At 65.4% G+C, this 24,196-nt stretch carries 26 protein-coding genes; 19 read left to right on the plus strand and 7 right to left on the minus strand.

Annotated features, from left to right (window positions below; translation table 11 throughout):
* Positions 1-29 precede the first annotated feature (29 nt).
* Entirely contained in the window at positions 30-602 is a 573-nt protein-coding gene (locus F4U94_RS12635; protein WP_120250601.1) for a GNAT family N-acetyltransferase, read from the plus strand.
* A gap of 116 nt (positions 603-718) precedes the next feature.
* Here F4U94_RS12635 and F4U94_RS12640 read toward each other — a convergent pair whose 3' ends face one another.
* Positions 719-1,243: a GNAT family N-acetyltransferase gene (locus F4U94_RS12640; protein WP_120250602.1), complete on the minus strand. Its 525-nt coding sequence runs from the start codon at positions 1,241-1,243 to the stop codon at positions 719-721.
* A 31-nt stretch (positions 1,244-1,274) separates the two neighbouring features.
* A complete protein-coding gene (locus tag F4U94_RS12645; protein WP_120250603.1) occupies positions 1,275-2,126 on the minus strand; it encodes a metal-dependent hydrolase in 852 nt (283 codons plus the stop codon).
* A 55-nt stretch (positions 2,127-2,181) separates the two neighbouring features.
* Between F4U94_RS12645 and F4U94_RS12650 the strand changes: the two genes are divergently transcribed.
* The 4 genes from F4U94_RS12650 (at position 2,182) to F4U94_RS12665 (ending at position 6,230) form a co-directional block, all read left to right on the plus strand.
* Positions 2,182-2,799: a TetR/AcrR family transcriptional regulator gene (locus F4U94_RS12650; RefSeq protein ID WP_120250604.1), complete on the plus strand. Its 618-nt coding sequence runs from the start codon at positions 2,182-2,184 to the stop codon at positions 2,797-2,799.
* A 189-nt stretch (positions 2,800-2,988) separates the two neighbouring features.
* Positions 2,989-4,086 (plus strand): GTPase ObgE, encoded by a 1,098-nt coding sequence (gene obgE, locus F4U94_RS12655; RefSeq protein ID WP_120252123.1) that lies wholly within the window; start codon positions 2,989-2,991, stop codon positions 4,084-4,086.
* A gap of 90 nt (positions 4,087-4,176) precedes the next feature.
* Positions 4,177-5,307, plus strand: coding sequence for a glutamate 5-kinase (gene proB / locus F4U94_RS12660; RefSeq protein ID WP_120250605.1), 1,131 nt, complete (start codon positions 4,177-4,179; stop codon positions 5,305-5,307).
* Between the two features lie 5 nt (positions 5,308-5,312).
* A complete protein-coding gene (locus tag F4U94_RS12665; protein ID WP_172598772.1) occupies positions 5,313-6,230 on the plus strand; it encodes an NAD-dependent epimerase/dehydratase family protein in 918 nt (305 codons plus the stop codon).
* A gap of 9 nt (positions 6,231-6,239) precedes the next feature.
* Here the strand turns inward: F4U94_RS12665 and F4U94_RS12670 are convergent, their stop codons facing one another.
* Both F4U94_RS12670 and radA read right to left on the minus strand, forming a co-directional pair.
* Positions 6,240-6,758, minus strand: a complete 519-nt coding sequence (locus F4U94_RS12670) for a CvpA family protein (protein WP_120250606.1) — start codon at positions 6,756-6,758, stop codon at positions 6,240-6,242.
* 72 nt (positions 6,759-6,830) lie between these two features.
* Complete coding sequence (radA, locus tag F4U94_RS12675) at positions 6,831-8,198, minus strand: DNA repair protein RadA (RefSeq protein ID WP_120250607.1); 1,368 nt, start codon at positions 8,196-8,198, stop codon at positions 6,831-6,833.
* 163 nt (positions 8,199-8,361) lie between these two features.
* Between radA and F4U94_RS12680 the strand changes: the two genes are divergently transcribed.
* From F4U94_RS12680 to F4U94_RS12690, 3 genes are read left to right on the plus strand one after another with little or no spacing between them, the layout of a single operon-like run.
* Positions 8,362-9,060 carry an endonuclease/exonuclease/phosphatase family protein gene (locus tag F4U94_RS12680; protein ID WP_120250608.1) on the plus strand — a complete coding sequence of 233 codons (699 nt, stop codon included), beginning with the start codon at positions 8,362-8,364 and terminating at the stop codon, positions 9,058-9,060.
* Positions 9,061-9,111: 51 nt separating this feature from the next.
* Positions 9,112-11,457, plus strand: a complete 2,346-nt coding sequence (locus tag F4U94_RS12685; protein WP_120250609.1) for a patatin-like protein — start codon at positions 9,112-9,114, stop codon at positions 11,455-11,457.
* On the plus strand, positions 11,454-11,960 hold the full coding sequence (locus tag F4U94_RS12690) for a hypothetical protein (protein ID WP_331852605.1): 507 nt from the start codon (positions 11,454-11,456) through the stop codon (positions 11,958-11,960). Before F4U94_RS12685 ends, F4U94_RS12690 begins: the two co-directional genes overlap by 4 nt.
* A 161-nt stretch (positions 11,961-12,121) precedes the next feature.
* Here the strand turns inward: F4U94_RS12690 and F4U94_RS12695 are convergent, their stop codons facing one another.
* Positions 12,122-12,412, minus strand: a complete 291-nt coding sequence (locus tag F4U94_RS12695) for a 4a-hydroxytetrahydrobiopterin dehydratase (RefSeq protein WP_120250610.1) — start codon at positions 12,410-12,412, stop codon at positions 12,122-12,124.
* A 40-nt stretch (positions 12,413-12,452) separates the two neighbouring features.
* On the opposite strand from F4U94_RS12695, the gene F4U94_RS12700 reads away from it, so the two are divergent.
* From F4U94_RS12700 to F4U94_RS12710, 3 genes are read left to right on the plus strand one after another with little or no spacing between them, the layout of a single operon-like run.
* Positions 12,453-12,860, plus strand: a complete 408-nt coding sequence (locus F4U94_RS12700) for a metallopeptidase family protein (RefSeq protein ID WP_120250611.1) — start codon at positions 12,453-12,455, stop codon at positions 12,858-12,860.
* Positions 12,857-13,456 carry a heme ABC exporter ATP-binding protein CcmA gene (gene ccmA / locus F4U94_RS12705; RefSeq protein ID WP_120250612.1) on the plus strand — a complete coding sequence of 200 codons (600 nt, stop codon included), beginning with the start codon at positions 12,857-12,859 and terminating at the stop codon, positions 13,454-13,456. Before F4U94_RS12700 ends, ccmA begins: the two co-directional genes overlap by 4 nt.
* Positions 13,453-14,100, plus strand: coding sequence for a heme exporter protein CcmB (locus tag F4U94_RS12710; RefSeq protein WP_120250613.1), 648 nt, complete (start codon positions 13,453-13,455; stop codon positions 14,098-14,100). The genes ccmA and F4U94_RS12710 overlap by 4 nt, the downstream gene beginning before the upstream one ends.
* Positions 14,101-14,265: 165 nt before the next feature.
* Here F4U94_RS12710 and F4U94_RS12715 read toward each other — a convergent pair whose 3' ends face one another.
* Entirely contained in the window at positions 14,266-14,661 is a 396-nt protein-coding gene (locus tag F4U94_RS12715; protein WP_150411925.1) for a hypothetical protein, read from the minus strand.
* Between the two features lie 479 nt (positions 14,662-15,140).
* On the opposite strand from F4U94_RS12715, the gene F4U94_RS12720 reads away from it, so the two are divergent.
* Positions 15,141-16,031 (plus strand): DMT family transporter, encoded by an 891-nt coding sequence (locus tag F4U94_RS12720; RefSeq protein WP_120250615.1) that lies wholly within the window; start codon positions 15,141-15,143, stop codon positions 16,029-16,031.
* A 115-nt stretch (positions 16,032-16,146) separates the two neighbouring features.
* Positions 16,147-17,091, plus strand: a complete 945-nt coding sequence (locus tag F4U94_RS12725; protein WP_120250616.1) for a cupin-like domain-containing protein — start codon at positions 16,147-16,149, stop codon at positions 17,089-17,091.
* Between the two features lie 14 nt (positions 17,092-17,105).
* Here the strand turns inward: F4U94_RS12725 and F4U94_RS12730 are convergent, their stop codons facing one another.
* Positions 17,106-17,384 (minus strand): chorismate mutase, encoded by a 279-nt coding sequence (locus F4U94_RS12730; protein ID WP_120252126.1) that lies wholly within the window; start codon positions 17,382-17,384, stop codon positions 17,106-17,108.
* Positions 17,385-17,488: 104 nt separating this feature from the next.
* Between F4U94_RS12730 and F4U94_RS12735 the strand changes: the two genes are divergently transcribed.
* From F4U94_RS12735 to spt, 6 genes are all read left to right on the plus strand, one after another.
* Positions 17,489-18,517: a polyprenyl synthetase family protein gene (locus tag F4U94_RS12735; protein ID WP_120252127.1), complete on the plus strand. Its 1,029-nt coding sequence runs from the start codon at positions 17,489-17,491 to the stop codon at positions 18,515-18,517.
* Positions 18,518-18,627: 110 nt separating this feature from the next.
* Complete coding sequence (locus F4U94_RS12740) at positions 18,628-19,407, plus strand: TSUP family transporter (RefSeq protein WP_150411926.1); 780 nt, start codon at positions 18,628-18,630, stop codon at positions 19,405-19,407.
* Between the two features lie 79 nt (positions 19,408-19,486).
* On the plus strand, positions 19,487-22,081 hold the full coding sequence (gene hrpB, locus F4U94_RS12745; RefSeq protein WP_120250617.1) for an ATP-dependent helicase HrpB: 2,595 nt from the start codon (positions 19,487-19,489) through the stop codon (positions 22,079-22,081).
* A 55-nt stretch (positions 22,082-22,136) separates the two neighbouring features.
* The gene (locus tag F4U94_RS12750) at positions 22,137-22,415 is read left to right on the plus strand and encodes an ETC complex I subunit (RefSeq protein WP_120252128.1); all 279 of its coding nucleotides are present in this window, start codon (positions 22,137-22,139) and stop codon (positions 22,413-22,415) included.
* 120 nt (positions 22,416-22,535) lie between these two features.
* Positions 22,536-22,781, plus strand: a complete 246-nt coding sequence (locus tag F4U94_RS12755; protein WP_120250618.1) for an acyl carrier protein — start codon at positions 22,536-22,538, stop codon at positions 22,779-22,781.
* A gap of 131 nt (positions 22,782-22,912) precedes the next feature.
* Positions 22,913-24,142 (plus strand): serine palmitoyltransferase, encoded by a 1,230-nt coding sequence (gene spt, locus F4U94_RS12760; RefSeq protein ID WP_120250619.1) that lies wholly within the window; start codon positions 22,913-22,915, stop codon positions 24,140-24,142.
* Positions 24,143-24,196 lie beyond the last annotated feature (54 nt).

Here is a 24,196-nt window from a genome sequence, read left to right on the forward strand (position 1 = left end):
TAACGGCGCAGCCAAGAGGAGAGACGAGAATGTTTGCCCGTACCCCCCGCCTGCTCCTTCGTCCGGGCTGGATGGAAGATGCCCCCATGCTGGCCCGGACGATCGGTGATCCGTCGGTCCTGCGTAACCTGACCCGTGCGCCCAGCCCCTATGGACTGGACGATGCGGAAGCCTTTCTGGCGCTGCCGCAACATCCGCAATTGCCGCGCCTGCTGGCCTTTACCCGCACCCAGGGCGCCCCGCGCCTGGTGGGTGGTTGCGGCATCCATCTGAGCGAGGATGGCGCGCCGGAACTGGGTTACTGGATCGCCCGCCCTTATTGGGGCCTGGGCTTTGCGACCGAAGCCGCGCGCGCCGTGCTGAGCATGGCGCGGGCCAATGGCGTTCGCGATATCCGCGCCTGCCACTTCGCGGACAATCCGGCATCCGGCAATGTCCTGCGGAAGCTCGGCTTCCACTTCACCGGACACAAGGCGCAGCGTTACAGCTTGGCCCGCGATGCCATGGTCGATTGCCTGCTGTTCGAGGAAGGCGAGTCGATGCGACAGGATAACGACCCGGCCATGGACCTGTATCGGGATGCGATGCTGGTGGCGGCGTGAAGTCGATATCGTAAATATCATCGTCATCCCCGCGCAGGCGAGGAACCATCTCACAAGATATCGTCAGACCCAGAAATCGGGAGATGGGTTCCCGCTTTCGCGGGAATGACGATGTTTTAGTGTTTCGGCCGATCGAATACCCGCGTCGGCTTTCCGCCATAATCGGTATCGACGAGCGCGTGGAAACCCAGTTTCTCCGCCACATGGATCGATGCTGCATTGTCGGGGTCGATGATGCAGCGGAGCGAGGGCGCGGCGACATGCGCGTCGGCCCAGTCGAGGATCGCCTGCATCGCTTCGGTGGCGATGCCCCTGCCCCAGGCTTGCGGACCCAGCACCCAGCCGGCTTCCGGCACGCCTTCCAGTTCGGCTATGCCTCGTTCGGCGCTGAGCAGACCGGCTTCGCCGAGGAAGGCGCCGCTGTCGCGTTCCTCTATCACCCACATGCCGTGGCCGAGCAGCGACCACATGCCCGCATAGCGTAATATGCGGAACCAAACCGCCTGGCTGTCCTGCGGCATCCCGCCAATATGGCGTACGACATCCGCGTCGGCCCATAATGTGCGGCAGTTGGCATAATCCTCCACCCTGTGCGGGCGGAGGATCAGGCGGATGGTTTCGAGCGTGGGGGCTTGCGTCATGCGCCGATAAGACGCCGTCCCTGGCGCCCGGTCAAGCCGGCGACGGCAGAGCGTCCTGTTGAAGCGCATCGGCATAAGGGCTTTCGGCCAGCGCGATGAGCGCGCGGTCGTCCACCGCCCAAGGGTGGAAGCCGGGCAGGAAATAGCCGAACCATGGTCGCGCGACGCGGCGCAATATGCCGGGCCGGACCAGCGCGTAGTTGAGCAGCCCGCCCCATGCGCGAACGCCGGTGACGCCGTCCTGTTGCAACAGGTCCATCATGCCGCGGGCACGGTGGTGCAGGAAATGCTTGGTCACGACCAGCATCATCGCACTCTTCACCCACCAGCGTTTGAAGCGGCTCCAGTCGCGAGTGGCATGAACCCAGGTGTCGTGGGCGACGCCCTTATGCTCGATCTCCTCGATCGCGTGCCAGCGCCAGAGCGCGGCAATCTCCGGATCGGCCCCGTCCAGATGGCGCGGATCGCTCAGCAACTCATGGGCGAGGATGGCGGTAAAATGCTCCAGCGCCATGGTCGCGGCCAGGCTGGCGATGGGCGGACGCTGTTTGGCGAGGTCCAGCACCATCGTCACGTCGGCGTCGAGGCGCGATACGTCATAGCCATGATCCGTGACCTGCCGGTTGAAGGCCAGATGTTCGCGGCTATGCACCACTTCCTGCTTGATGAAGGCGGCGATTTCGCTTGCGAGGCGATCCGGCACGCCATCGCGGAAGGTGCGGACGCTGTCGATGAAATAGGCTTCGCCGCGCGGAAAGGTGATCGACAGGGCATTGAAGAAAGCCGTGGCGATCGGGTCGCCATTCAGCCAATGTCGCGCGACCGTGCGATCCCGTCCAAAGCGACGGTCGCGCGGTGTGATAGTGAGATCGATCGGGGTCATGGGGGATGCCTCCGGTTGTTACTTACACTGGTGTAAATAAGAGTAACTGACACTCATGTCAATAAAACGCGCACGCCTCAGCCAGGATGAGAGCCGCCTCGTCGCCGTGGAGGCGGCGCGCGACCTGCTGATCGAGGCGGGACCGCAGGCCGTGACGCTCAAAGCCGTGGCCGGGCGCGTCGGGCGGACGCATGCCAATCTGCTCCACCATTTCGGGTCGGCGGCGGGCCTGCAAAAAGCGCTGGCCGCCCATCTGGGCGACACGATCACGGCCAAGATCGGCGATGCGGTCAATGCGGCGCGGCGCGGCGAAGTCAGCCCCCGCATCATCGTGGACATGACGTTCGACGCGTTCGACCGGGAGGGCGCGGGCGCGCTGGCCAGTTGGATGCTGGCGTCGGGCAATGAGGATGCGCTGGACCCGGTGGTGGAAGCGATCCACCGGCTGGTCGACAAGCTGGCGGAGAGCGCCCTCACCCCCAACCTCGCCGAACTGATCCGCGAAAATACGCTGATGCTGGTGCTGCTGGCGCTGGGCGATTCGCAACTGGGTGGGGCTATGGCCGGGGCGCTGGCCCTGCCGCGCGAAAAAGCACGGGAAATCGCCACAAGGAGCCTCACTTTTGCACTAATGCAGGAGGCGGCCGCCTTAGCTGCGAAGGCCAAGGTTTAACTTTTCACGATAAGGCGCTATGGGCGCGGGCAGGATGGACGATCGCTGTATCGTCCCATTGTTTCTTGTTTACCGCATTTCGCGAGCCGACGGCTGTTCCAGCCGCCTCCGGAATGCTATTTTTGATTTTACGCATTCTGCGAGCCGCCGACTGTTCCAGCCGGCTCCAGAATGCTCTATGGGCGCGCCATGCATTTTCTCGATCAAGCCAAAATCTACATCAAATCCGGCTGGGGTGGCCCCGGCGCTGTCAGTTTCCGCCGTGAAAAATACGAGGAATATGGCGGCCCCGACGGCGGCAACGGCGGCAAGGGCGGCGACATCATCTTCGAAGCGGTGCAGGGCCTCAATACCCTGATCGATTTCCGCTACACGCAGCATTTCAAGGCGCAGCGCGGCACGCCCGGCATGGGCAAGAACCGCTATGGCGCCGGTGGCAAGGATCTGATCATCAAGGTGCCGGTCGGCACCCAGATATTGTCCGACCCCAAGCCGATCGAGGGTAGCGAAGACGAAGACGGCTATCCCGAATATGAGGATCAGGACGTTCTGGCCGACTTCACCGAGGTCGGGCAGCGCGTCACCTTCCTGCGTGGCGGCGACGGCGGGCGCGGCAACATGTCGTACAAGACCAGCACCAACCGCGCCCCGCGTCAGCATGGCACGGGCTGGCCGGGCCAGGAATTGTGGGTGTGGCTGCGCCTCAAGCTGCTGGCCGATGTCGGGTTGGTGGGGATGCCCAATGCGGGCAAATCCACGCTGATCAATCAGGTGACCAATACCAAGGCGAAGGTCGGTGCCTATGCCTTTACCACCACCAAGCCGCAGCTGGGCGTGGTGCTGCACCGCGATCGCGAGTTCGTGCTGGCGGATATTCCGGGCCTGATCGCGGGCGCGGCCGAGGGCGTGGGGATTGGCGACCGGTTCCTGGGGCATATCGAGCGGTGCCGCGTGCTGCTGCACATGATCGACGCGACGACCGACGATCCGGTCGAAGCCTTCCATATCGTGACCGACGAACTGGCCGCGTACGGGGAAGGTCTGGACGAAAAGCCGCAGCTGGTGGTGCTGAACAAGGGCGACCTGCTGGGGCAGGAGCTGATGGAAGATATTGCCGACCAGCTGCGCGAGGAAGCCGGCGTGGAGGATGTCTTCATCATTTCCGGCGCGACCGGCGAAGGCGTGGGCACGCTGCTGGACGCGGTGCTGCTGATGATGGATCAGGATAGCGAGGACCGTGAAGAAGACGGCGGCGCGGACAGCGACGCCGGCTGGTCGCCGATCTAGAGCCAGATCATCAACCTCCGTTCGGTTCGAGCTTGTCGAGAACTTTGCGCGGGGGTTCTCGACAGGCTCGAACTGAACGGACCTTTTACTGTGACCTCTCCCCTCTCCGGTTTCCCCCCTGCCCTCGTCCGCCGACTGGTCATCAAGATCGGGTCGGCCCTGCTGGTCGATCCGGCGGGACAGGTGCGCGTCGATTGGCTGCGCACGTTGGTGGCCGATGTGGCGGAACGCAAGGCGGCGGGGCAGCAGGTCATCATCGTGTCGTCGGGCGCGATCGCACTGGGTGCGCGGCGGTTGAAGCTGCCCAAGGGCGGGCGTGGATCACTGGAGGATGCGCAGGCGGCGGCGGCGACCGGGCAGATTGCGCTGTCGCAATGCTGGGCCAGCCTGCTGGATGAGAAAGGCATTACCGCCGCGCAGATGCTGGTGACGCTGGACGATCTGGAAAACCGGCGGCGTTATTTGAACGCTTCGGCCACGCTGGAGCGGCTGATGGCGCTGGATGTGGTGCCGGTCATCAACGAGAATGACAGCGTGGCGACAAGCGAAATCCGCTTCGGCGACAATGATCGGCTGGCGGCGCGTATCGGACAGGCGGCACGGGCTGACGCGGTTGCGCTGCTTTCCGATGTGGACGGGCTTTACACCGCCAACCCGCACGTCGATGCCAGCGCGATGCTGATAGAGACGATAGAGACGATCGACGCGCGGATCGCGGCGATGGCGGATGACGGGTCCGCTTCGGGCATGGGGTCGGGCGGCATGGTGTCGAAGATTCAGGCGGCGCGGATCGCGACCGGTGCGGGCGCACATCTGGCGATCATTTCGGGCAAGGTGGATTCGCCGCTGGCGCATTGGGCCAATGGTGGCAAGGGTTCGATCTTTCTCGCTGCGCAAGGTAAGGGCGCGCGCAAGGGCTGGCTGGCCGGGCGGTTGACGACGCGCGGGCGGATCATCGTGGACGCGGGCGCGGAAAAGGCGCTTGGCAAGGGTAACAGCCTGCTGCCCGCCGGGGTCGCGAGCGTCGAAGGTGTGTTCGATCGCGGCGACGTAGTCGATATCGTGGCGCAGGACGGGCGGGTCATCGCGCGGGGCCTGATCGAATATGATAGCGAAGCGGCGGTGAAGATCGCGGGCAAGCGTAGCGAGGATATCGCGGCGCTGCTGGGCGAAATGCCGCGATCCGTACTGGTCCATCGCGACCATATGGCGATGGTCTGAGGGTCATGCAGCAGATGCGGATTGCCATTACCGGCGCGACGGGCTTCGTCGGTGCCGAAGTGCTGGAACAGGCGCTGAGCGACGGGCTGCGCGTCAATGCGCTCACCCGCCGGGCGCAGCCGCCACGCGCGAAGCTGAAATGGGTGCATGGGTCGCTGGAGGATGCGGCCGCGCTCGATACGCTGGTGCGCGATGCCGATGCGGTGATCCATATAGCGGGCGTGGTGAACGCGCCCGACCGCGACGGGTTCGAGGCCGGCAATGCGCGCGGCACCATGGCGGTGGTCGACGCGATGCGGAAGCGCGGGATCAAGCGGCTGGTGCATGTGTCGTCGCTGGCGGCACGGGAGCCGGGCCTGTCCGACTATGGATGGTCCAAGGAACTGGCCGAAAAGCATGTGAAGGCCAGCGGCCTGGACTGGACGATCGTGCGGCCCCCGGCGATTTACGGGCCGGGCGACAAGGAAATGCTGGAACTGTTCCGCATGGCCAAGCGCGGCATCATGATGCTGCCGCCGGGCGGGCGCTTGTCGGTGATCCATGTGGGCGATCTGGCCGCGCTGCTGCTGGCGCTGTCGGGCGAGCGGGAAAACAGCCTGACCCGCATTTATGAGGTCGATGACGGTACGCCGGGCGGATGGGATCACAAGGATTTCGGGCAGGCGATCGGCCGCGCGATCGGGCGGTCGGTGAAGACGCTGGCGACGCCGGAATGGCTGCTGACCATCGCGGCGCGGGCCGATCGGCTGGTGCGCGGCAAGAAGGCCAAGCTGACACCGGACCGGGTCGATTATTTCTGCCATCCCGACTGGGTGGTGGGCAAGCGCCGGCAACCGCCCAAGCGGCTATGGTTGCCGCAGGTGAAGACCGAGGATGGGTTGAGCGCGACCGTAGCGGCCTATCGGCTGAAGGGGTGGCTTTAATAACGGAATTTATTGGTTTTCCGCAGCCGGCTTTTTCGCACGTTGTTCGGCTAGAAATTCGCTGATCGCCTGACCGCTGGCGTTGAGCAGCGGATAGGTGCGCGCGTCGCTGAGCCAGTCGGGACGGCGGGCGCCGCTGCCGTAGAATGTGTCATAGACCAAACTGAAGGCGAGGAAGAGGATCGTCGCGCCGATCAGGCCCTTTACCGCGCCGAAGCCCGCCCCCAGCACCCGGTCGACCGGACCCAGGATCGACTGGCGCGTGCGCCGGCCGATGGCGTGGGCGATCAGTTTCCCCACGCCGAAGGTCACGCCGAAGACGAGCACCAGCGCAAGCATCGCCGCGCCGCTGCTGTTGCCGACGAAAGCGCTGAGCAATTCGGCGGCCGGGGCATGGAACAGGCGGATGGCGAAGATCGCCAATACCCAGGCGATGAGCGAGAGGGTTTCCAGCACGAAGCCGCGCATGAGGCCCAATATGGCGCAACCGCCGATGGCGAGCAGGACGAGAATGTCGATGGCGTTCATTGGCGAGCCTGTATTGCCTGACGCTGTTCCCCGGTGAAGGCCGGGGAACAAGCTGGAGATTTCCCGCCGTCGCTATCCGCGTCCCAGCATCTGGTCAACAAGCTGCGCGAGGGTGCGGAAACCGCTGACCGCGATTCCCTTGACCCCGTCCGCCGCCGACGCGGGGATATAGGCGCGGGTGAAACCGAGTTTCGCCGCTTCGCGCAGGCGCAGGGGCGAATGGGAGACGGGGCGGATTTCGCTCGACAGGGCGACTTCGCCGAACAGGACGATATCGACCGGCACCGGCCGTTCCGACATGGCCGAGATAAGCGCAGCGGCAACGGCGAGGTCGGCGGCAGGATCGGTCAGGCGATAGCCGCCCGCGACGTTCAGATAGACTTCGCAGGTCGAGAAGCTGAGGCCGCAGCGTGCCTCCAGCACGGCAAGGATCATCGCGAGCCGGCCGCTGTCCCAGCCGACCACGGCGCGGCGGGGGGTCGCGCCGCTGGAGAGGCGCACGACCAGCGCCTGAATTTCGACCAGGACCGGTCGCGTACCCTCCAGCGCGGGGAAGACGGTCGCGCCCGTGACCGTCTCGTCGCGGTTGGTGAGGAACAGGGCGGAGGGGTTGGCGACTTCCTCCAGCCCTTCGGCGACCATGGCGAAGACGCCGATCTCGTCCGTGCCGCCGAAGCGATTCTTGACCGCGCGCAGGATGCGATATTGGTGGCTGCGTTCGCCTTCGAACGCCAGCACGGTGTCGACCATATGTTCCAGCACGCGCGGGCCGGCGATGCTGCCGTCTTTCGTCACATGGCCGACCAGGATCAGCGCGGTGCCGCGTTGCTTGGCGAATTTGATGAGTTCCTGGGACGAGGCCCGAACCTGGCTGACGGTGCCGGGCGCCCCTTCGATCAGGTCGCTATGCATCGTCTGGATGGAGTCGATGATCAGCAAGGCGGGCGGCGGTCCGTCCCCCAAGGTCGTCAGGATATCGCGGACGGAGGTGGCGCTGGCCAATTGTACCGGCGCGTTGCCGAGGCCCAGGCGCTGGGCACGCAGGCGGACCTGATCGGCGGCTTCCTCACCGCTGATATAGGCGACGGAAAGGCCCCGCGCGGCGATGCGCGCGGCGGCTTGCAGCAGCAGCGTGGATTTGCCGATGCCCGGATCGCCACCGATCAGGGTCGCTGAACCATGGACGATACCGCCGCCCAGCGCCCGATCGAATTCGGCGATGCCGGTGCTGGTGCGCGGAGGCAGTTCGACCGTGCTGTCCAGGCCGACCAGCGTGATGGCGCGTCCGCCATTTTGCAGGTCATGCCGGGACGAAAAGACCGTTTCCGCCGCTTCTTCGACGATGCTGTTCCATTCGCCGCAATCCTCGCACTGGCCCTGCCACCGGCTGGCGACGGTGCCGCATTGCTGACAGACGAATTTGCGTTTTGCCTTGGCCATGTCTTCTCATCTCCGTTTGGTTCGAGCCTGTCGAGAACCGATGCGCGCGGGTTCTCGACAAGCTCGAACCGAACGGGAGTTTGTATGGAAGGAATTTAGGAACAATTCAAGAACATCGCAACATGATCTGGAAACATCCGCCAAGCTGGCGCATTGAAACGGCATGAAAACAATCCGGGTTGCCAGCTATAATATCCGCAAGGCCATCGGCACCGATCGGCGGCGGGTGCCGGAACGGGTGCTGGAGGTGCTGGCGGAGGTAGATGCCGATATCGTCGCCTTGCAGGAGGCGGATCGGCGCTTTGGCGTGCGGTCAGCTGCGATCCCACCGCTGTTGATGGACAATCAGAGTGGATATCGGCCGGTGCCGCTCAACGTGCAGACCGATTCGATGGGCTGGCACGGCAATGCGATATTGGTGCGCAAGGAAGCGGAGGTCGGGAGCCATGACGTGCTGCACCTGCCCTATCTGGAGCCGCGTGGCGCGACCATGGCGGAGGTGACGCTGAACGGCGCGTCGGTGCGGGTGTTCGGCATGCATCTGGATCTGTCGGGCCTGTGGCGGCGGCGGCAGGCGGCGGCGGTGATCCATGCGGCGGCGCAGGGCGAGGCGATGCCCACCGTGCTGATGGGCGACCTCAACGAATGGAGCGCCGGGCGGGGATGCCTGGCCGATTTTGCGCGGCATTATAGCTTTGCGCCTTGTGGGCGCAGTTTCCATGCGCGGCGGCCGGTGGCGCGGCTGGACAGGATCATGCACTGCGGGAAACTCAAGCTGACGAATTGCGGCGTGCATGAGAGCGCGGCGGCGCGGAAGGCTTCGGACCATCTGCCGATCTGGGCGGAGTTTGCGGTTGGGTGAACGAACGGGCTTTGGGTTGCCAATCCCCCTCCCCTCTGCGACGTTCGCCCCATGAAGGAGCGGGAATTGCGGCTGGCGCTGGTCTGCTATGGCGGGATCAGCCTGGCGATCTACATGCACGGCATCACCAAGGAGGTGTGGCATCTGGCACGCGCCAGCCGGGCCTTTCATGATGGCGTGCCGGCCAGCGGCGGCAGCGAGGCCGTCTATGCGCAGGTGCTCGCCGCGATGGAGGCGGCCAGCGGGGTGCGATTGCGCGTCATGCCAGACATTATCGCGGGCGCGAGCGCAGGCGGGATCAACGGCATTTTTCTGGCGCAGGCGGTCGAGACGGGGCAGTCGCTGGAGCCGTTGACGACCATGTGGCTGGACAATGCCGATGTCGACCGGCTGCTGGACCCCGATGCCCGCCCTGCCCGCGCGATGACGAAATTCTGGGCCACGCCGTTGGTGTGGATGGCGGCGCGGCGGCCGGGCGATGCGGTGGAGCGGACCGTGGCACCGGACACGCGCGAGGAAGTGCGGATGAAACTCTCCCGCTTCATCCGGTCGCGCTGGTTCGAGCCGCCCTTTGGCGGGGAGATATTTTCGGCCATGCTGGTCGACGCGTTCGACGCGATGGCGGCGGCGGAAAAGGGGCAACCGCTGTTGCCGGAGGGGCATCCGCTCGACCTGTTCGTGACCGTCACCGATTTCGAGGGGCATCCCCAGAGCCTCAATCTCAACAGCCCGGCACAGGTGATCGAGACGGAGCATCGGCTGTCGATCGGTTTCAAGGCGCGCGGGCGCAGCCAGGACGGGCGCGAACGGGGCTTTGCCGATGCGGCCGAACTGGTGTTTGCGGCGCGGGCGACGGCGAGTTTTCCCGGTGCCTTTCCCCCCTTCACCGTCCGGGAACTGGACCGGGTGTTGAAGCGCCGGCATCGCGGATGGCCGACGCGCGACGCCTTTCTGGCGCGTGCCCTGCCCCGCCATGCGGCGCGCGGGACGGCTGAGGACGCGGTGCTGATCGACGGATCGGTGCTGGCCAACGCACCCTTCGCGCAGGCGATCGGCGCGCTGAAGAACCGGCCGTCGCGGCGAGAGGTGGATCGGCGCTTCGTCTATATCGATCCGAAGCCAGGGCATCGCTCCATCCGCCTGAACAAGGAGGGCGAGCAGCAGGATGCGCCGACCGGCGAGGATGCGCCATTGCCCGGATTTTTCCGCACCATATTCGGCGCATTGTCCGACATTCCGCGCGAGCAGCCGATCCGCGACAATCTGGAGGCGATCGACCGGCATAGTGCGGGCATCAGGCGGATGCGGCGGATATTGGATGCGCTGCGGCCGGGCATAGAGGCCGATGTGGAAAGCGCGATCGGGCGCATGCTGTTTCTGGACCGGCCGACGCCCGCGCGCCTTTCCGCATGGCGCGGCAAGGCGCAGCAGCGGGCGGCGAGCGCGGCGGGCTTTGCCTATCCGGCTTATGGGCATCTCAAACTGTCGGGGATCGTCGAGTCGCTTTGTTCGCTGCTGTTTCGCCTGAGCGGCGAGGAAAGCGCGATGATGCGGGAAAGCTATCGTCAGGCGATCTGGGCGGCGATCCGGGCCGAGGGGGCGGATCAGTTGAGCGACGATGGCGGATCGGCGTCGGCGCCGGTCGCTTTCTTTCGCGCGCATGACCTGGCCTTTCGCATCCGACGGCTGCGCTATCTGGCGCGGCGGCTGGCCGATACGCTGGAACTGGAGGCGGAGGCGGACGATCCGGCGGTGCTGGCGATGCACGACGCCATCTATGGGGCGCTCAGCCTCTATGCAGAATGCGAGGATAGCGAATTTCACGGGGCCGAGGTGATCGCGGCGGCCAAGTCCGTGCCGACCGATGCGGCGGCGGCGATGGAAGCGGTGGCGCAGGCGCGGGGATTGAAGGCGCGGGACGAGGCGGCCGACCTGATGCTGGCGGAGGCGTTCGCCGGCCTGCCCAAGGGCGGTCGTCGCACGATGCTGCTCGCCTATCTCGGCTTTCCCTTCACCGATATCGCCACATTACCGTTGCTCCAGGGTGACACTCTGGATGAATATGATCCGGTCAAGGTCGACCGGATTTCGCCGGAGGATTGTTCCGCGATCCGGGGCGGCGGCGCGAGCGCCACGCTCAAGGGCATTGAATTCAACAACTTCGGGGCTTTCTTTAGCAGGGTCTATCGGGAGAATGACTATCTGTGGGGCCGGCTGCATGGGGTGGAGCGGCTTCTGGACATCGTGATTTCGGCCATGCCCGCAGCAAGCCGTCTTTCGCCCGAAGCATTGGCCGACTATAGGCGGGCCGCGTTTCTGGCGATCCTCGATGAGGAAGAGTCGCGGCTGCCCCATGTAGCCGATCTTATCGCCAGCTTGCGGGAGGAGATCGGGTGAGCGGGCGTTTTGGTCTGGTTCCTGTGGTGCTGATGCTGGCGCTCGTCGCCGGCTGTCGCGACTCGTCCGATGACAGCGCGCAGGCCGATAATGGCATCGCGCCGCCGAGCGTCGTCGCCACCCTTTTGCCGGACCAGGCCGCGCCCCTGCCGATCGACAATGCGAGCGTTCCGGCCAAGGCATCGCCAGTCGTCACCGTGCGCGCCCAGCCGGCGCCGCGCAATGTGATGGACCTGCCGCCGTCGGACGATGATGTGTCCGCCCTGCCCTTCCCGCAGGAAGTCACCGCCTTCATGGTCGATCGCGACGGATGCGACCATTTCCGGGGCGAGGACGCCTATGATGCGGAACGACGCGCCTATATTGCCGAGAATGTCGCGGAATTATGCCAGGGGACCGACGCCCGGTTGGCCCTGTTGCGCCGTCGCTATGCCGGTGACAGGTCGGTGACCGCCGCGCTCAAGGGCTATGACGCGCATATCGAGGGTGTGACGAGTTATTGAGGTTGGGGTGTGGCCTGGTTGGCTTGGCGGACATGCCCCCGACATTCGTCACCCCGGGCTTGACCCGGGCCCCCGCTGCTTATGTAAAGCCAAGATCGAAGAAAGCGGGATCCCGGGTCAGGCCCGGGATGACGATATAGCTTTATTCGCTTGTTGCCTGATTACTCCGCCAACCCGTCGATCGCCTTGGCCAGATCGATGTCCCGCTGCGACAGGCCGCCGGCGTCGTGGGTCGTGAGTATGATGTCCACCCGGTTATAGACGTTCGACCATTCGGGATGATGGTCCGCCTTTTCGGCCATGATCGCGACGCGGGTCATGAAGCCGAAGGCGCCGACGAAATCGGTGAAGGTGAAGCGGCGGGAAATGCCGTCAGGGTCCGATACCGGCGTCCATTGCGGCAGGTCCGCCAGCGCAAGCGCCCGTTCCTCATCGGTCAGTTTACCAATCATGTCCCTATCCTCATGAAATGCCTTGGGGTATGTGGCAGGCATGTCGTCCAACGGTCAACCGCCCCGCTTCGCTCCCACCAGGGAAGAGATTGAGACGCTGGCGCTTGTTGCGCTGAGCCGACTGCCCTCCCCATTTACCGAGCATCTGTCCGATGTCGTGCTGTTCGTGGAGGATTTTGCGGACGCGGCGATCCTGAAAGAGATGGAACTGAGCGATCCGTTCGAATTGACCGGCCTCTACACCGGCCGGTCGATCGGGCAGGAGGCGCAGACCGGGGACGGGCCGCCGACGGTGCATCTGTTCCGCCGGCCGTTGCTGGACGAATGGGTGGAGACGGGCGTGCCGCTGGATGCGCTGATCACCCATGTGGTGGTGCATGAGATCGGCCATCATTTCGGTCTGTCGGATATCGACATGCATGTCCTGGAGGACATGGTCACCCTATGACCGGTGCGGCGTTGCGCCTGACCGATGTCGCCTGCCTGCGGGGCGGGCGGATGTTGTTTGCTGGCGTGACGTTGGCGCTGGAGCCGGGCGGCGGGGCGTTGCTGACCGGGCCGAACGGGGTGGGCAAGTCCAGCCTGCTGCGGGTTTGCGCCGGGCTGCTGCCCGCCTTTGCCGGGACGGTGGCGTGCAGCGGCGGCGTGGCGATGACCGACGAAAGGCTGGCGCTGGACGGCGAGTTGCCGCTGCGTGATGCCCTGTCCTTCTGGGCGAAGCTGGACCGCGCCGGGCAGGAGGCGGTCGATGCCGCGATGGCCGCGATGGCGTTGACGGGGCTGGCGCAGGTGCCGGTGCGGATGTTGTCGACCGGGCAGCGCAAGCGGGCGATGCTGGCGCGGGTCATCGCCATCGGCGCCGGCGTCTGGCTGCTGGACGAGCCGGGCAATGGCCTGGATATGGCGTCGCTGGACCTGTTGGGCCAGGCCGTGGCCGGGCATCTGGCCGCGGGCGGGATCGTGGTCGCGGCGTCGCACCAGCCGCTGCCGATCGACGCGCCGGTGACGGTCGCGCTCTCCGATTATCAGGCCGAGGCGGCATGAGGATATTGTGGTTGCTGGCGGTGCGCGATTTGCGCCAGGCCTGGGCATCGGCGGGCCTATGGCTGCCGATCGCTTTCCTGCTGCTGGTCGCCAGCCTCTATCCCTTCGCGGTCGGGCCGGATGCGGCGTTGCTGGGGCGGACCGGCGGCGGGATGCTGTGGATCGCGGCGCTGCTGGCCAGTCTGCTGCCGGTCGATCGGCTGGTCGCGCCGGACATGCAGGCGGGCGTGCTGGACCAGATCGCGCTGCGCGGCATTGGCGAGGAACTGGTGGTGACGGCGCGGCTGGTAGCGCATTGGCTGGGGTTCGGGCCGCCGTTGATGATCGCCACCCTGCCCGCCGCCGCGCTGCTGAAGCTGGATGGCGCGACGATCATGACGCTGGAACTGGGGCTGTTGATCGGGACGCCGGCGCTGGCGGCGCTGGGGTTGCTGGTGGCGACGCTGACGGCGGGGCTGCGGTCGAGCGGGGCGCTGGCGGGGCTGTTGGCGCTGCCGCTGGCGGTGCCTTTGCTGATCTTCGGCGCGGGGACGCTGGGCGATGGGAGCGGCGCGGCGTTCAAATTTCTGGGCGCGGCGTCCTTGCTGCTGGTGGCGATCACACCCTTTGCAGGCGGGGCGGCGATCCGGGCCGGGCGGGAATAGGATTTCGGGCGCAAGAGTCTTTTGTCACCGCATTTTGCGAGCCGTCATCTGTTCCAGATGACTTCAAAATGCTCTAACTTCGCACATTTCCCGCATGTTTCGATATTTTGTTGCGCGCGCCTGATCCTATTGGAAACTGTTGCGGCAATCGACTGCACGGCGCGATCATGGCATTATTGCGTGCAATAGGACAGCTTTGCGCCCCTGCTTCATTGACGCGTGCCTGCGAATCAGGCAGCCTCCCCTACGGAAGTCGATAAAAATCGACGCCATCGAGAGGATGCCACCATGAACCGAATTCGCGCGAATTCCGGAAATGCCTTTCATCGGCTGCTCGTTCGATGCCTGGCGGAACAACATCAACCCACGGACGAAGAGATTGATCTGGTCGCGGGCAAGATCTGGCACGAAAGCTACGGATCGCAGACCGGCCAGCCATGGGTGGAGGTCGTGCCCGACAGCGTGACCCATCGGCAGATGATTGGCGCGGCGAAAATGGCGCTGCGGCCGCAGTTGCAGCGCGAGTTGGGGGCTGGATAAGGCCGTGCCGGATTGCGCCATGTCCGTTGGCAAGGTCGGACTATGGAGGCGCGGTAGATCCTAAGCCGTAGGCCAGCCGCCAACCAAGTTCGAGATGATGATGTGCATAGGGAAACCGCGCGGCATCAAGGGTGGCAGGCACATAATTTCCCCATGTTCCGCGTAGCTTCGCCTGATAGCGAGATGCGACGGGGACAAACCATAGGACACGTTCCCCGGCGCAGGCCGGGGTCCAGGTCCACGCGCTGAACTGGACCCCGGCCTGCGCCGGGGAACGGACGGCGACAGGTTCGCATCTTTCCTGTTGATATCAGCCCGCATTTGCCCATTGGTGCCGGCTCTAACGGGATGGGTTTTTACGGCAGGATGCGAGCCTCCTTGTCGGTTACGCCCTCTTACCGCGTGACGGGATCGACGAAGGCCCCGGCCGGACCGGCGCATCCCGCCTCCTCCCTTCCTCCGGCTCGACATCGCCCGGCCCTTGCGCCAAAGGCGGCGGCATGTTCGGTCTTGTCGCGCCCATCCTTTTCGTCCTCATCTGGTCCACCGGTTTCATCGTCGCGCGGGCGATGGTGCCGCATGGCGCGCCGGAGCTGATCCTCGCGCTGCGGCTGACGGCGACGGCGATGGTGCTGAGCGGCGCGGCACTTTATGCGCGGCAGGCCTGGCCCAGGGGGCAGCGGCTGGGGCTGCATCTGGCGGCGGGCGCGATGCTGCATGGCTTCTATCTGACGCTCAGCTGGTGGGCGGTGAATAACGGCATGCCGGCCGGCGTCATGTCGCTGCTGGGGTCGCTGCAACCGCTGATGGTGGCGGTGGTGAGCGTAGCGCTGTTGGGCGAGCGGCTGCCGGTGCGTGCCTGGGGCGGGCTGGCTATAGCGATCATCGGCGTGGGCTGCGTCCTGACGCCCGCGATCGCGCGATCCGGCGCAGGCGCGATCAGCATGGTGCCGGCGGTCGTGGGGATGATCGCGGTGCTGGCGATGGCGGGCGGTACGCTGATCCAGCGCGGCGCGATCGCGGGCGACGGCATCGCCGTATCGGGCGCAGTGCAGAATATGGGCGGCGCGCTGGTGGCGATCGCCGCGTCGTTGCTGGTGGGCGAATATCGCTGGGACGGGGCGCCGATCCTGTGGATCGGCCTTGGCTGGTCCGTGCTGGGCCTGTCGGCCGGTGGCCTGACGCTGCTGGTGTGGCTGGTGCGGCATCAGGGGGCGACGCGCATGTCGATGCTGTTGCTGCTGGTGCCGCCATTGGCCGCGATCGAGGCGTGGATTTTGTTCGGCGAGCGGCTGGGGCCGGTGCAGCTGTTTGGCTTCGCATTGGCGCTGGGCGGGGTGCTGATCGGGCGGTCGCAGGGCAAGAAGGTGGAGGTCGTGGAGCCGGCGTGACCGGCCTGCGCGTCCTTCGACAGGCTCGGGCCGAACGGATCTGGGCGCCTGTTCATCGTCACATGAACGTCATGCGTTGCAACATCGCCGTCATCATCGGGCGTTAGGCAGCGGCATGAGCAAGACGCTGCCCTCCCTCCCCGCCCAGGCCGCCGACATGGCCATGCAGATGGCCCTGCGGCAGATCGATTTCGGTGCCGCGCGCGCCGTTGCGCCGCCGCCCGTGCCAGCCAAGGCGCCGGAAGACAGACTGGCGCTGAAGCGGCAAGACTGGTTGATGGAGGTGCAGGAGCGGCAGCGCGCCTTGTCGCCCTATGCGTCCGGCCTGCTGACCGCCGAAAATCTGTCCGGCGAGGATTTCCTGCACGGTTTCTATGCGCCGGGGCGACCGGTGCTGATCAAGGGGGCGATCGGCCATTGGCCGGCGCTGACGCGCTGGACGCCCGACTATCTGGCGAAGACGGTCGGCGACGCCATGATCGAATATCAGGGCGGCCGGTCGAGCGCGCAGGATTATGAGCTGAAGAAGGACAGGCATCGCAAGCGGGCGCCGTTCCGCCAGTTCATCGCATTGGCGCGCAAGGGCGGAAACGACGCCTATCTGACGGCGTCCAACAGCGCCGCCAACGGGCCTGCGCTGCAGCCGCTGGAGGCGGATCTGGGGCCGATCGACGCCTATCTGACGCGCGCGCCGGGGATGCTGTGGATCGGGGGCGAAGGCACGTTCACGCCGCTGCATTTCGACCTGACCAACAATTTGCTGGCGCAGGTGACGGGCAGCAAGCGGGTGATATTGATTCCGCCTTCGCAGACGCGGCGGTTGGCCCACCGGTCGCATGTGTTCAGCGATGTGCGCGATGTTACCGATGAGGCGCGATTGAAGCTGCATCCGCAAGCACGCGACGTGCTGCGCTATGAGGTTGCGCTGTCACCGGGCGACCTGCTGTTCATCCCCATCGGCTGGTGGCATCAGGTCCGGTCGGAAAGCTTTTCGACCATGCTGACCTATACCAATTTCCATTGGGCCAATGTCGGGCATGAAAATTATCCGGCGGGGTAATTCGCCGTCATTCCTCAACCCTCGCGCAGCTGCTCGTGGTGGCGGATGACTTCGTCGATGATGAAGCGCAGGAATTTTTCGGTGAAGTCCGGGTCGAGCTTCGCGTCGAGCGCCAGCTGACGCAGGCGGGTGATCTGGCGATCCTCCCGGCCGGGGTCGGCGGGGGGCAGATCGTGAGTCGCCTTATGTTCGCCGACGGCCTGGGTGATCTTGAAACGCTCGGCCAGCATGAACACCAGCGCCGCGTCGATATTGTCGATGCTTTCGCGATAGCGGTTCAAAGTCTCGTCCACTTGGGCCTCCGGTTCCAGATGGCGCGCTTTTTGCCGCATCCGGCGCCTTGTGCAAGCTATTCCCGCTTGCCTTTCACATTTTGCACCGCCACATGGGCGCGGTCATGACAGCACCCGCCCCCGGTAACGTCCACCCGATCGGCCGCGCGAACGCCGCGCCTTCGCTCGCCCCCATCATGTCGCTGGTTGCCGACGGCATGAACCAGGTCAATGCCGTGATTCTGGACCGGATGCAGTCGCGCATCCCCCTGATCCCGGAACTGGCCGGTCATCTGATTGCGGGTGGCGGCAAACGCCTGCGGCCGATGCTGACATTGGCCTGCGCCGACCTGGTCGGCTATGCCGGTGCGCGCCATTACAAGCTGGCCGCCGCGGTCGAGTTCATCCACACCGCCACGCTGCTGCACGACGATGTCGTCGATGGATCGGGGCTGCGTCGGGGTCGCAAGACCGCCAACATCATCTGGGGCAACAGCGCCAGCGTGCTGGTAGGCGATTTCCTCTTCTCCCGCTCGTTCGAACTGATGGTCGAGGCGGAATCGCTCAAGGTTCTGAAGATACTGGCCAATGCGTCGGCAGTGATTGCCGAGGGCGAGGTCAACCAGCTGACCGCGCAGCGCAAGATCGACACCAGCGAAGACCAGTATCTGGACATTATCGGCGCGAAGACCGCCGCCCTGTTCGCCGCCGCCTGCCGCATTTCCGCCGTGGTCGCCGATCGCAGCGAAGCCGAGGAGCAGGCGCTGGACGTTTATGGCCGGAACCTGGGCATCGCATTCCAGCTGATCGACGACGCGATCGATTATGAATCGGACGGCGCGACCATGGGCAAGGATGCGGGCGACGATTTCCGCGACGGCAAGGTGACCTTGCCGGTGATCCTGGCCTATGCGCGTGGGTCGAGCGAAGACAAGGCCTTCTGGAAGGCCGCGATCGCCGGGCACAAGATCAGCGACGAGGATCTGGCCCACGCAACCGGCCTGCTGCGCCAGACCGGCGCGATCGCCGACACGATGGCGCGTGCGCGCCATTATGGCCAGCGTGCGATCGACGCCCTGGGGCGCTTCGATGCCGGTCAGGCCAAGGCGGCCCTTACCGAAGCGGTCGAATTCGCTATAGCGCGGGCCTATTGAGGTTTTCCGGCGTCTGATCGTTCGATCAAACGCCATCCCCTGACAAAGAAAGTGCAGGGCTTCGACAGGCTCAGCCCGAACGGGTCAGAGGGCGGAGCCGTATTCCGCCCATGATCCTGTCCCCCGAAACCATCGCTTTTCTGGTCGCCGCAGCGACGATGGCCGGGTGCGTCGATGCGATGGCCGGCGGCGGCGGGCTTATCACCCTGCCCGCTTTGATGGCGGTGGGCATTCCACCGGTACAGGCGGTGGCCACCAACAAGCTGCAAAGCTGTTTCGGCACGTTCGGCGCCTGCGTTGCCTATGCCCGGCGCGGGCATATGGATTTGAAGACATATAAATGGCCGATCATCGCGGCCTTTGTGGGGTCCGTGGGCGGCGCATGGCTGCTCCAGCGGGTCGATCCGTCGATCCTGGCGGGATTGATGCCCGCCTTGCTGATCGCGATGGCGGCCTATTTCACTTTCTCCCCCAAGCTGGGCGATGCGGATCGCCATGCGCGGGTGGGCATAGCGGGGCTGACCGGGCTGGTCGGGGTCGTGGGTTTTTACGATGGCTTTTTCGGGCCGGGTGCGGGCGCATTCTATACTACGATCTTGCTGGCGCTGGGCGGACTGTCGATCCTGCGCGCCACGGCGCAGACGAAGGCGGCGAATTTCGCGAGCAATGTCGCCGGGCTGCTGACCATGTTGGCGGGCGGGCATGTGATCTGGATCGCGGGCCTGGCCATGGCCGTGGGCAGCATCACCGGCGGGCAGATCGGGTCGCATCTGGCGATGCGCTTCGGGTCGCGCCTGATCAAACCGTTGTTGATCATCATGTCGCTGGCGCTGACCGCCAAGATGCTGCTGGACCCGAAAAACCCGATCCATATCTATCTGTTCGGGTAAAGGCGGAACACAAGCAACGATCCGCCGGTAGTGGCAGACCGCCTTGCGCTTCGTCCCGATTGGCGCGAGAGGAAGGGCGATGAGCGACCTGCCGATCCCCCTGCCCATTCACACCGTGCTGCCCGACCTGCTTGCCGCGTTGCGGACGGGGAGCAATGCCGTGCTGGTGGCGCCGCCGGGCGCGGGCAAGACCACGGCGGTGGCCCCTGCCCTGCTGGACGAGCCATGGTGCGAGGGACAGGTGCTGCTGCTGTCGCCACGCAGGCTGGCGGCGCGGGCGGCGGCGGAGCGGATCGCCGAAATGATGGGCGAACAGCCGGGCGGCACGGTCGGCTACGCGACGCGGATGGACAGCAAGGTATCTGCGCGCACACGACTGCTGGTGCTGACCGAAGGTATTTTCGTGCGGCGGATACAGGATGATCCGGAACTGACGGGCGTGTCCGCCGTGCTGTTCGACGAAGTGCATGAGCGCAGCCTGGACAGCGATTTCGGGCTGGCGCTGGCGCTGGATGCGCAGGAGGCGTTGCGGCCCGACCTGCGGATCGTGCCGATGTCGGCGACGTTGGATGGGGCGCGGTTCGCATCGTTGCTGAACGGTGCGCCGGTGATCGAGAGCGAGGGGCGCATACAGCCTCTGGAGCTGCGCCATATCGGCCGCGCCGCAGAGAAGAAGATCGAGGATGAGATGGCGGCGGCGATCCGCCGGGCGCTGAGCGAGGAAGCCGACGGCGACCTGCTCGCCTTCCTGCCGGGCGTGCGGGAGATCGAGCGGACGGCGGAGCGGATCGAAGGCGGCGCGATCGAGGTGCATATGCTGCACGGCTCGCTCGATCCGGGGGCGCAGCGGGCGGCGATCCGGCCGTCGCGATCCGGCGCGCGCAAGGTCATTCTGGCCACCTCCATTGCGGAAACCAGCCTGACCATCGATGGCGTGCGGATCGTGGTGGATAGCGGGCTGGCGCGGCGGCCGCGCTATGACCGGGCCGCAGGCGTGACGCGGCTGGTGACGGAGCGGGCCAGTCAGGCGTCGGCCACGCAGCGCGCCGGGCGAGCGGCGCGGCAGCGGCCGGGCGTCGCCTATCGGCTATGGGAAGCGGCGGCGAGCGCGGGGATGCCGCCGTTCGATCCACCGGAGATATTGGAGAGCGACCTTTCGAACCTGCTGCTGGATTGCGCGCTGTGGGGGGTGAGCGATCCCGGCGCGCTGCGCTGGCTGGATGTGCCCCCGGCCGCTGCGGTCGAGGAAGCGCGCAAGAGGCTGACGGTGCTGGAGGCGCTGGACGGCGATGGGCGGATCACGGTGCATGGGAAGGCGCTGGCCAAGCTGCCTCTGTCACCCAGGATCGCGCATATGCTGGTGCGGGCGGGCGAGATGGGAATGGCCGAGGTTGCAGCGGACGTCGCGGTACTGCTGGGCGAGCGAGGGATTGGCGGGCAGGATACCGACCTGACATTGCGGCGGCAGCGCTGGCGGCGGGAAAGCGGCAAGCGGGCGGATGCGGCACGAGGGTTGGCGAAAAGATGGGCGAAACTCCTTTCTCCCCTCCCTATTAGGGAGGGGTTGGGGGTGGGTGGCGAGCGTAGCGAGCCTTCACCATCGGCGTCACAAGCGCCGCTAACGCGGCGCACCCACCCTTGGCCGGAGTCACGTGCCTCCGGCCAACCCTCCCTAGAAGGGAGGGGCTATTCTGATCATGCCGTCGGCATCGCGCTCGCCCTTGCCTTTCCGGATCGCATTGCGAAGCGGCGCTCTGCCGATGGCGCGGACTGGACGAGTGTGGGCGGGCGCGGGTTTCGGCTTGATCCGCTGTCGCCGCTGGCGCGGGAAGAGTGGCTTGCCGTGAGTGAGGTGCAGGGTAGCGCGGCGGGGGCGCGGATATTGTCTGCCGCGCCGATCGCCGAGGCCGACGTCATCGCCTTGTTCGGTTCGCGGATTGCGACCACACGCACGGTGAAATTCCGTCCCGCCAATGGCGGGATCGAGGCGCTGCGCGAACGGCGGCTGGGCGCGGTGCGGCTGTCGAGCGGGTCGGATGATCGGCCCGATCCCGATGCGGTGGTCGCAGCTTTGGTGGACGGCGTGCGGCAGGGCGGGCTGGACCTGCTGCCCTGGTCGGAGGCGGCGCAATCGCTGCGGATGCGGGGCGCATTTGCCGGGCTGGAGGCGCTGTCCGATGCAGCGCTGATCGAGACGCTGGACGAATGGCTGCCATCGCTGCTGACGGGCAAGCGGCGGCTGTCGGATATCGACCGGTCGCAGCTTTCGGGCGTACTGGAAGGGCTGATCGGATGGGATGGGAAGAGCCAGCTGGATCGGCTGGCCCCGCCCGATTTCCGGTCGCCTGCGGGCAGCAACCATTCGATCGATTATGCGGCCGAGGGTGGACCGCGCGTGGAATTGCGGGTGCAGGCGCTGTTCGGACTGGCCACGCATCCGACGGTGGGGAGCGAGCGCATTCCACTGGTCCTGTCGCTGACGTCGCCGGCCGGGCGGCCGATCCAGACGACGCGCGATCTGCCCGGTTTCTGGGCGGGCAACTGGCGCGATGTGGCGAAGGAAATGCGGGGGCGCTATCCGCGCCATCCCTGGCCCGACGATCCGGCCGGCGCGAGCGCCACATTGCGGACCAAAAATGCCGATGCCAGAGGACATGGTGCCCGCAAGTCTTGACTTCGCGGCGGCCACTGGTGCAACGCACAATGACGAATTTACGGAGTCTTTTGCGATGAGCGCGCGCATTTACCAGATCCAGAAGAACGCCCTCCAGTCCGGCAAGGCGCTGACCCACAAATGGGTGCTGGAATATGCGCCGGCCGAAGCCAAGAAGGCCGATCCGCTGACCGGCTGGGCCGGGTCGGGCGACACGCAGCAGCAGTTGAAGCTGAGCTTCCCGTCGCAGGACGCGGCGGTCGCTTATGCGCAAAAGCAGGGCGTGGCCTATACCGTCATCGCGACCCCGCCCAAGACGCTGAAATTGCAGGCCTACGCCGACAATTTCCGGTAAGCGGGCGCAAAAGCCATTTCATATTCGGGCGCGATGCTGCCCGATTGACGCCTTATTCGCTTGCCAAAGAGCGGGATGAGGCGGCAAATGCCGCGCTTTGACGGAAAGAATTTACCGATAATGACCGATCGCACCGCCATTTTCGACAGCGTCGCCACGCAGATCGAGCCTTTCAACAAGAAGGGCGTCGCACTGACCGAAGCCACCAGCTTCGCCGGCGACCTGGAGTGGGACAGCCTGACGGTGATGGATTTCGTCGCGGCCATCGAAGATGAGTTCGACATCATCATCACCATGAACATGCAGGCCGAAATCGAAACCGTCGGCCAGTTGGTGGACGCGGTCGCGAAGCTGAAGACCGCCTGATTTTATAACTCCGTTCGTCCTGAGTAGCCGCGCAGCGGCATATCGAAGGACGGGAGCGGGAAGACCCTACGATACGGGCCTTCGACTTCGCTCAGTCCCTACTCAGGGCGAACGGCATAGGGATTCTTGCCATGACCGACGCCACCGCGACCGAAACGCGCGACCTGTTTTCCAAATTCGATCCGCTGATCAACGAGCGCGAGGCGCTGCTGGCGACCGGCGTGCGCGATCCCTATGCGATCGTGATGGATCAGGTGCTCTCGCCCACCCGCGCGATCATCAAGGGCAAGGAAACGATCCTGCTCGGCACCTATAATTATATGGGCATGACGTTCGATCCCGACGTGGTCGAAGCGGGCAAGAAGGCGCTGGACGAGTTCGGCGCGGGCACGACCGGCAGCCGCGTCCTCAACGGCACCTATCAGGGCCACAAGGAAGTCGAGGACGCGCTCAAGGACTTTTACGGCACGTCGGGCGCCATGGTCTTTTCGACCGGTTATCAGGCGAACCTGGGCATCATTTCCACACTGGCGGGCAAGGGCGACTATGTCGTGCTGGACGCCGACAGCCATGCGTCCATCTATGACGGCTGTGGCCTGGGCAATGCGGAGATCGTGCGGTTCCGTCACAACAGTGTCGAGGATCTGGACAAGCGCCTCGGCCGCCTGCCCGCCGACGCGCTGAAGCTGGTGGTGCTGGAAGGCGTCTATTCGATGCTGGGCGACGTCGCCCCGCTGCCCGAAATGGTCGCCGCGATCCGCAAGCATCCCAATTGCATGATCCTTTGCGACGAGGCCCATGGTATGGGCTTTTTCGGTCCCAACGGCCGTGGCGCCTATGAAGAACAGGGCGTGGAGGGCGAGATCGACTTCGTGGTCGGCACCTTCTCCAAATCGGTCGGCACGGTCGGTGGCTTCTGCGTTTCGAACCATCCCAAGTTCGAGATTTTGCGCCTCGTCTGCCGTCCCTATGTCTTTACCGCGTCGCTGCCGCCCAGCGTCGTCGCCACCGCCGCGACCAGCATCCGCAAACTGATGCACGCGGGCGAAAAGCGCGCGCATCTGTGGAAGAACAGCCAGCGGCTGCACAAGGGGCTGAGCGATCTGGGGTTCAAGCTGGGTAGCGAGACACCCCAGTCGGCGATTATCGCGGTGATCCTGAGCGACCAGATGCAGGCCGTCGCCATGTGGCAGACGCTGCTGGAACTGGGCCTCTACGTCAACATGGCGCGCCCGCCGGCAACGCCGGCCGGCACCTTCCTGCTGCGCTGCTCGCTCTGCGCGGAGCATAGCGACGAGCAGGTGACGCAGATTATCGGCATGTTCGAAGCGGCGGGCAAGGCGACCGGCGCGATCGGCTGACGGGATCCAGGCGCCACATAGCGACCGATGGAGCCATGGGTGCGACGGAATATC

Origin of the sequence: Sphingobium limneticum (assembly GCF_008710155.1) — a bacterium.
GTDB classification, from domain to species: Bacteria; Pseudomonadota; Alphaproteobacteria; order Sphingomonadales; family Sphingomonadaceae; genus Sphingobium; species Sphingobium limneticum.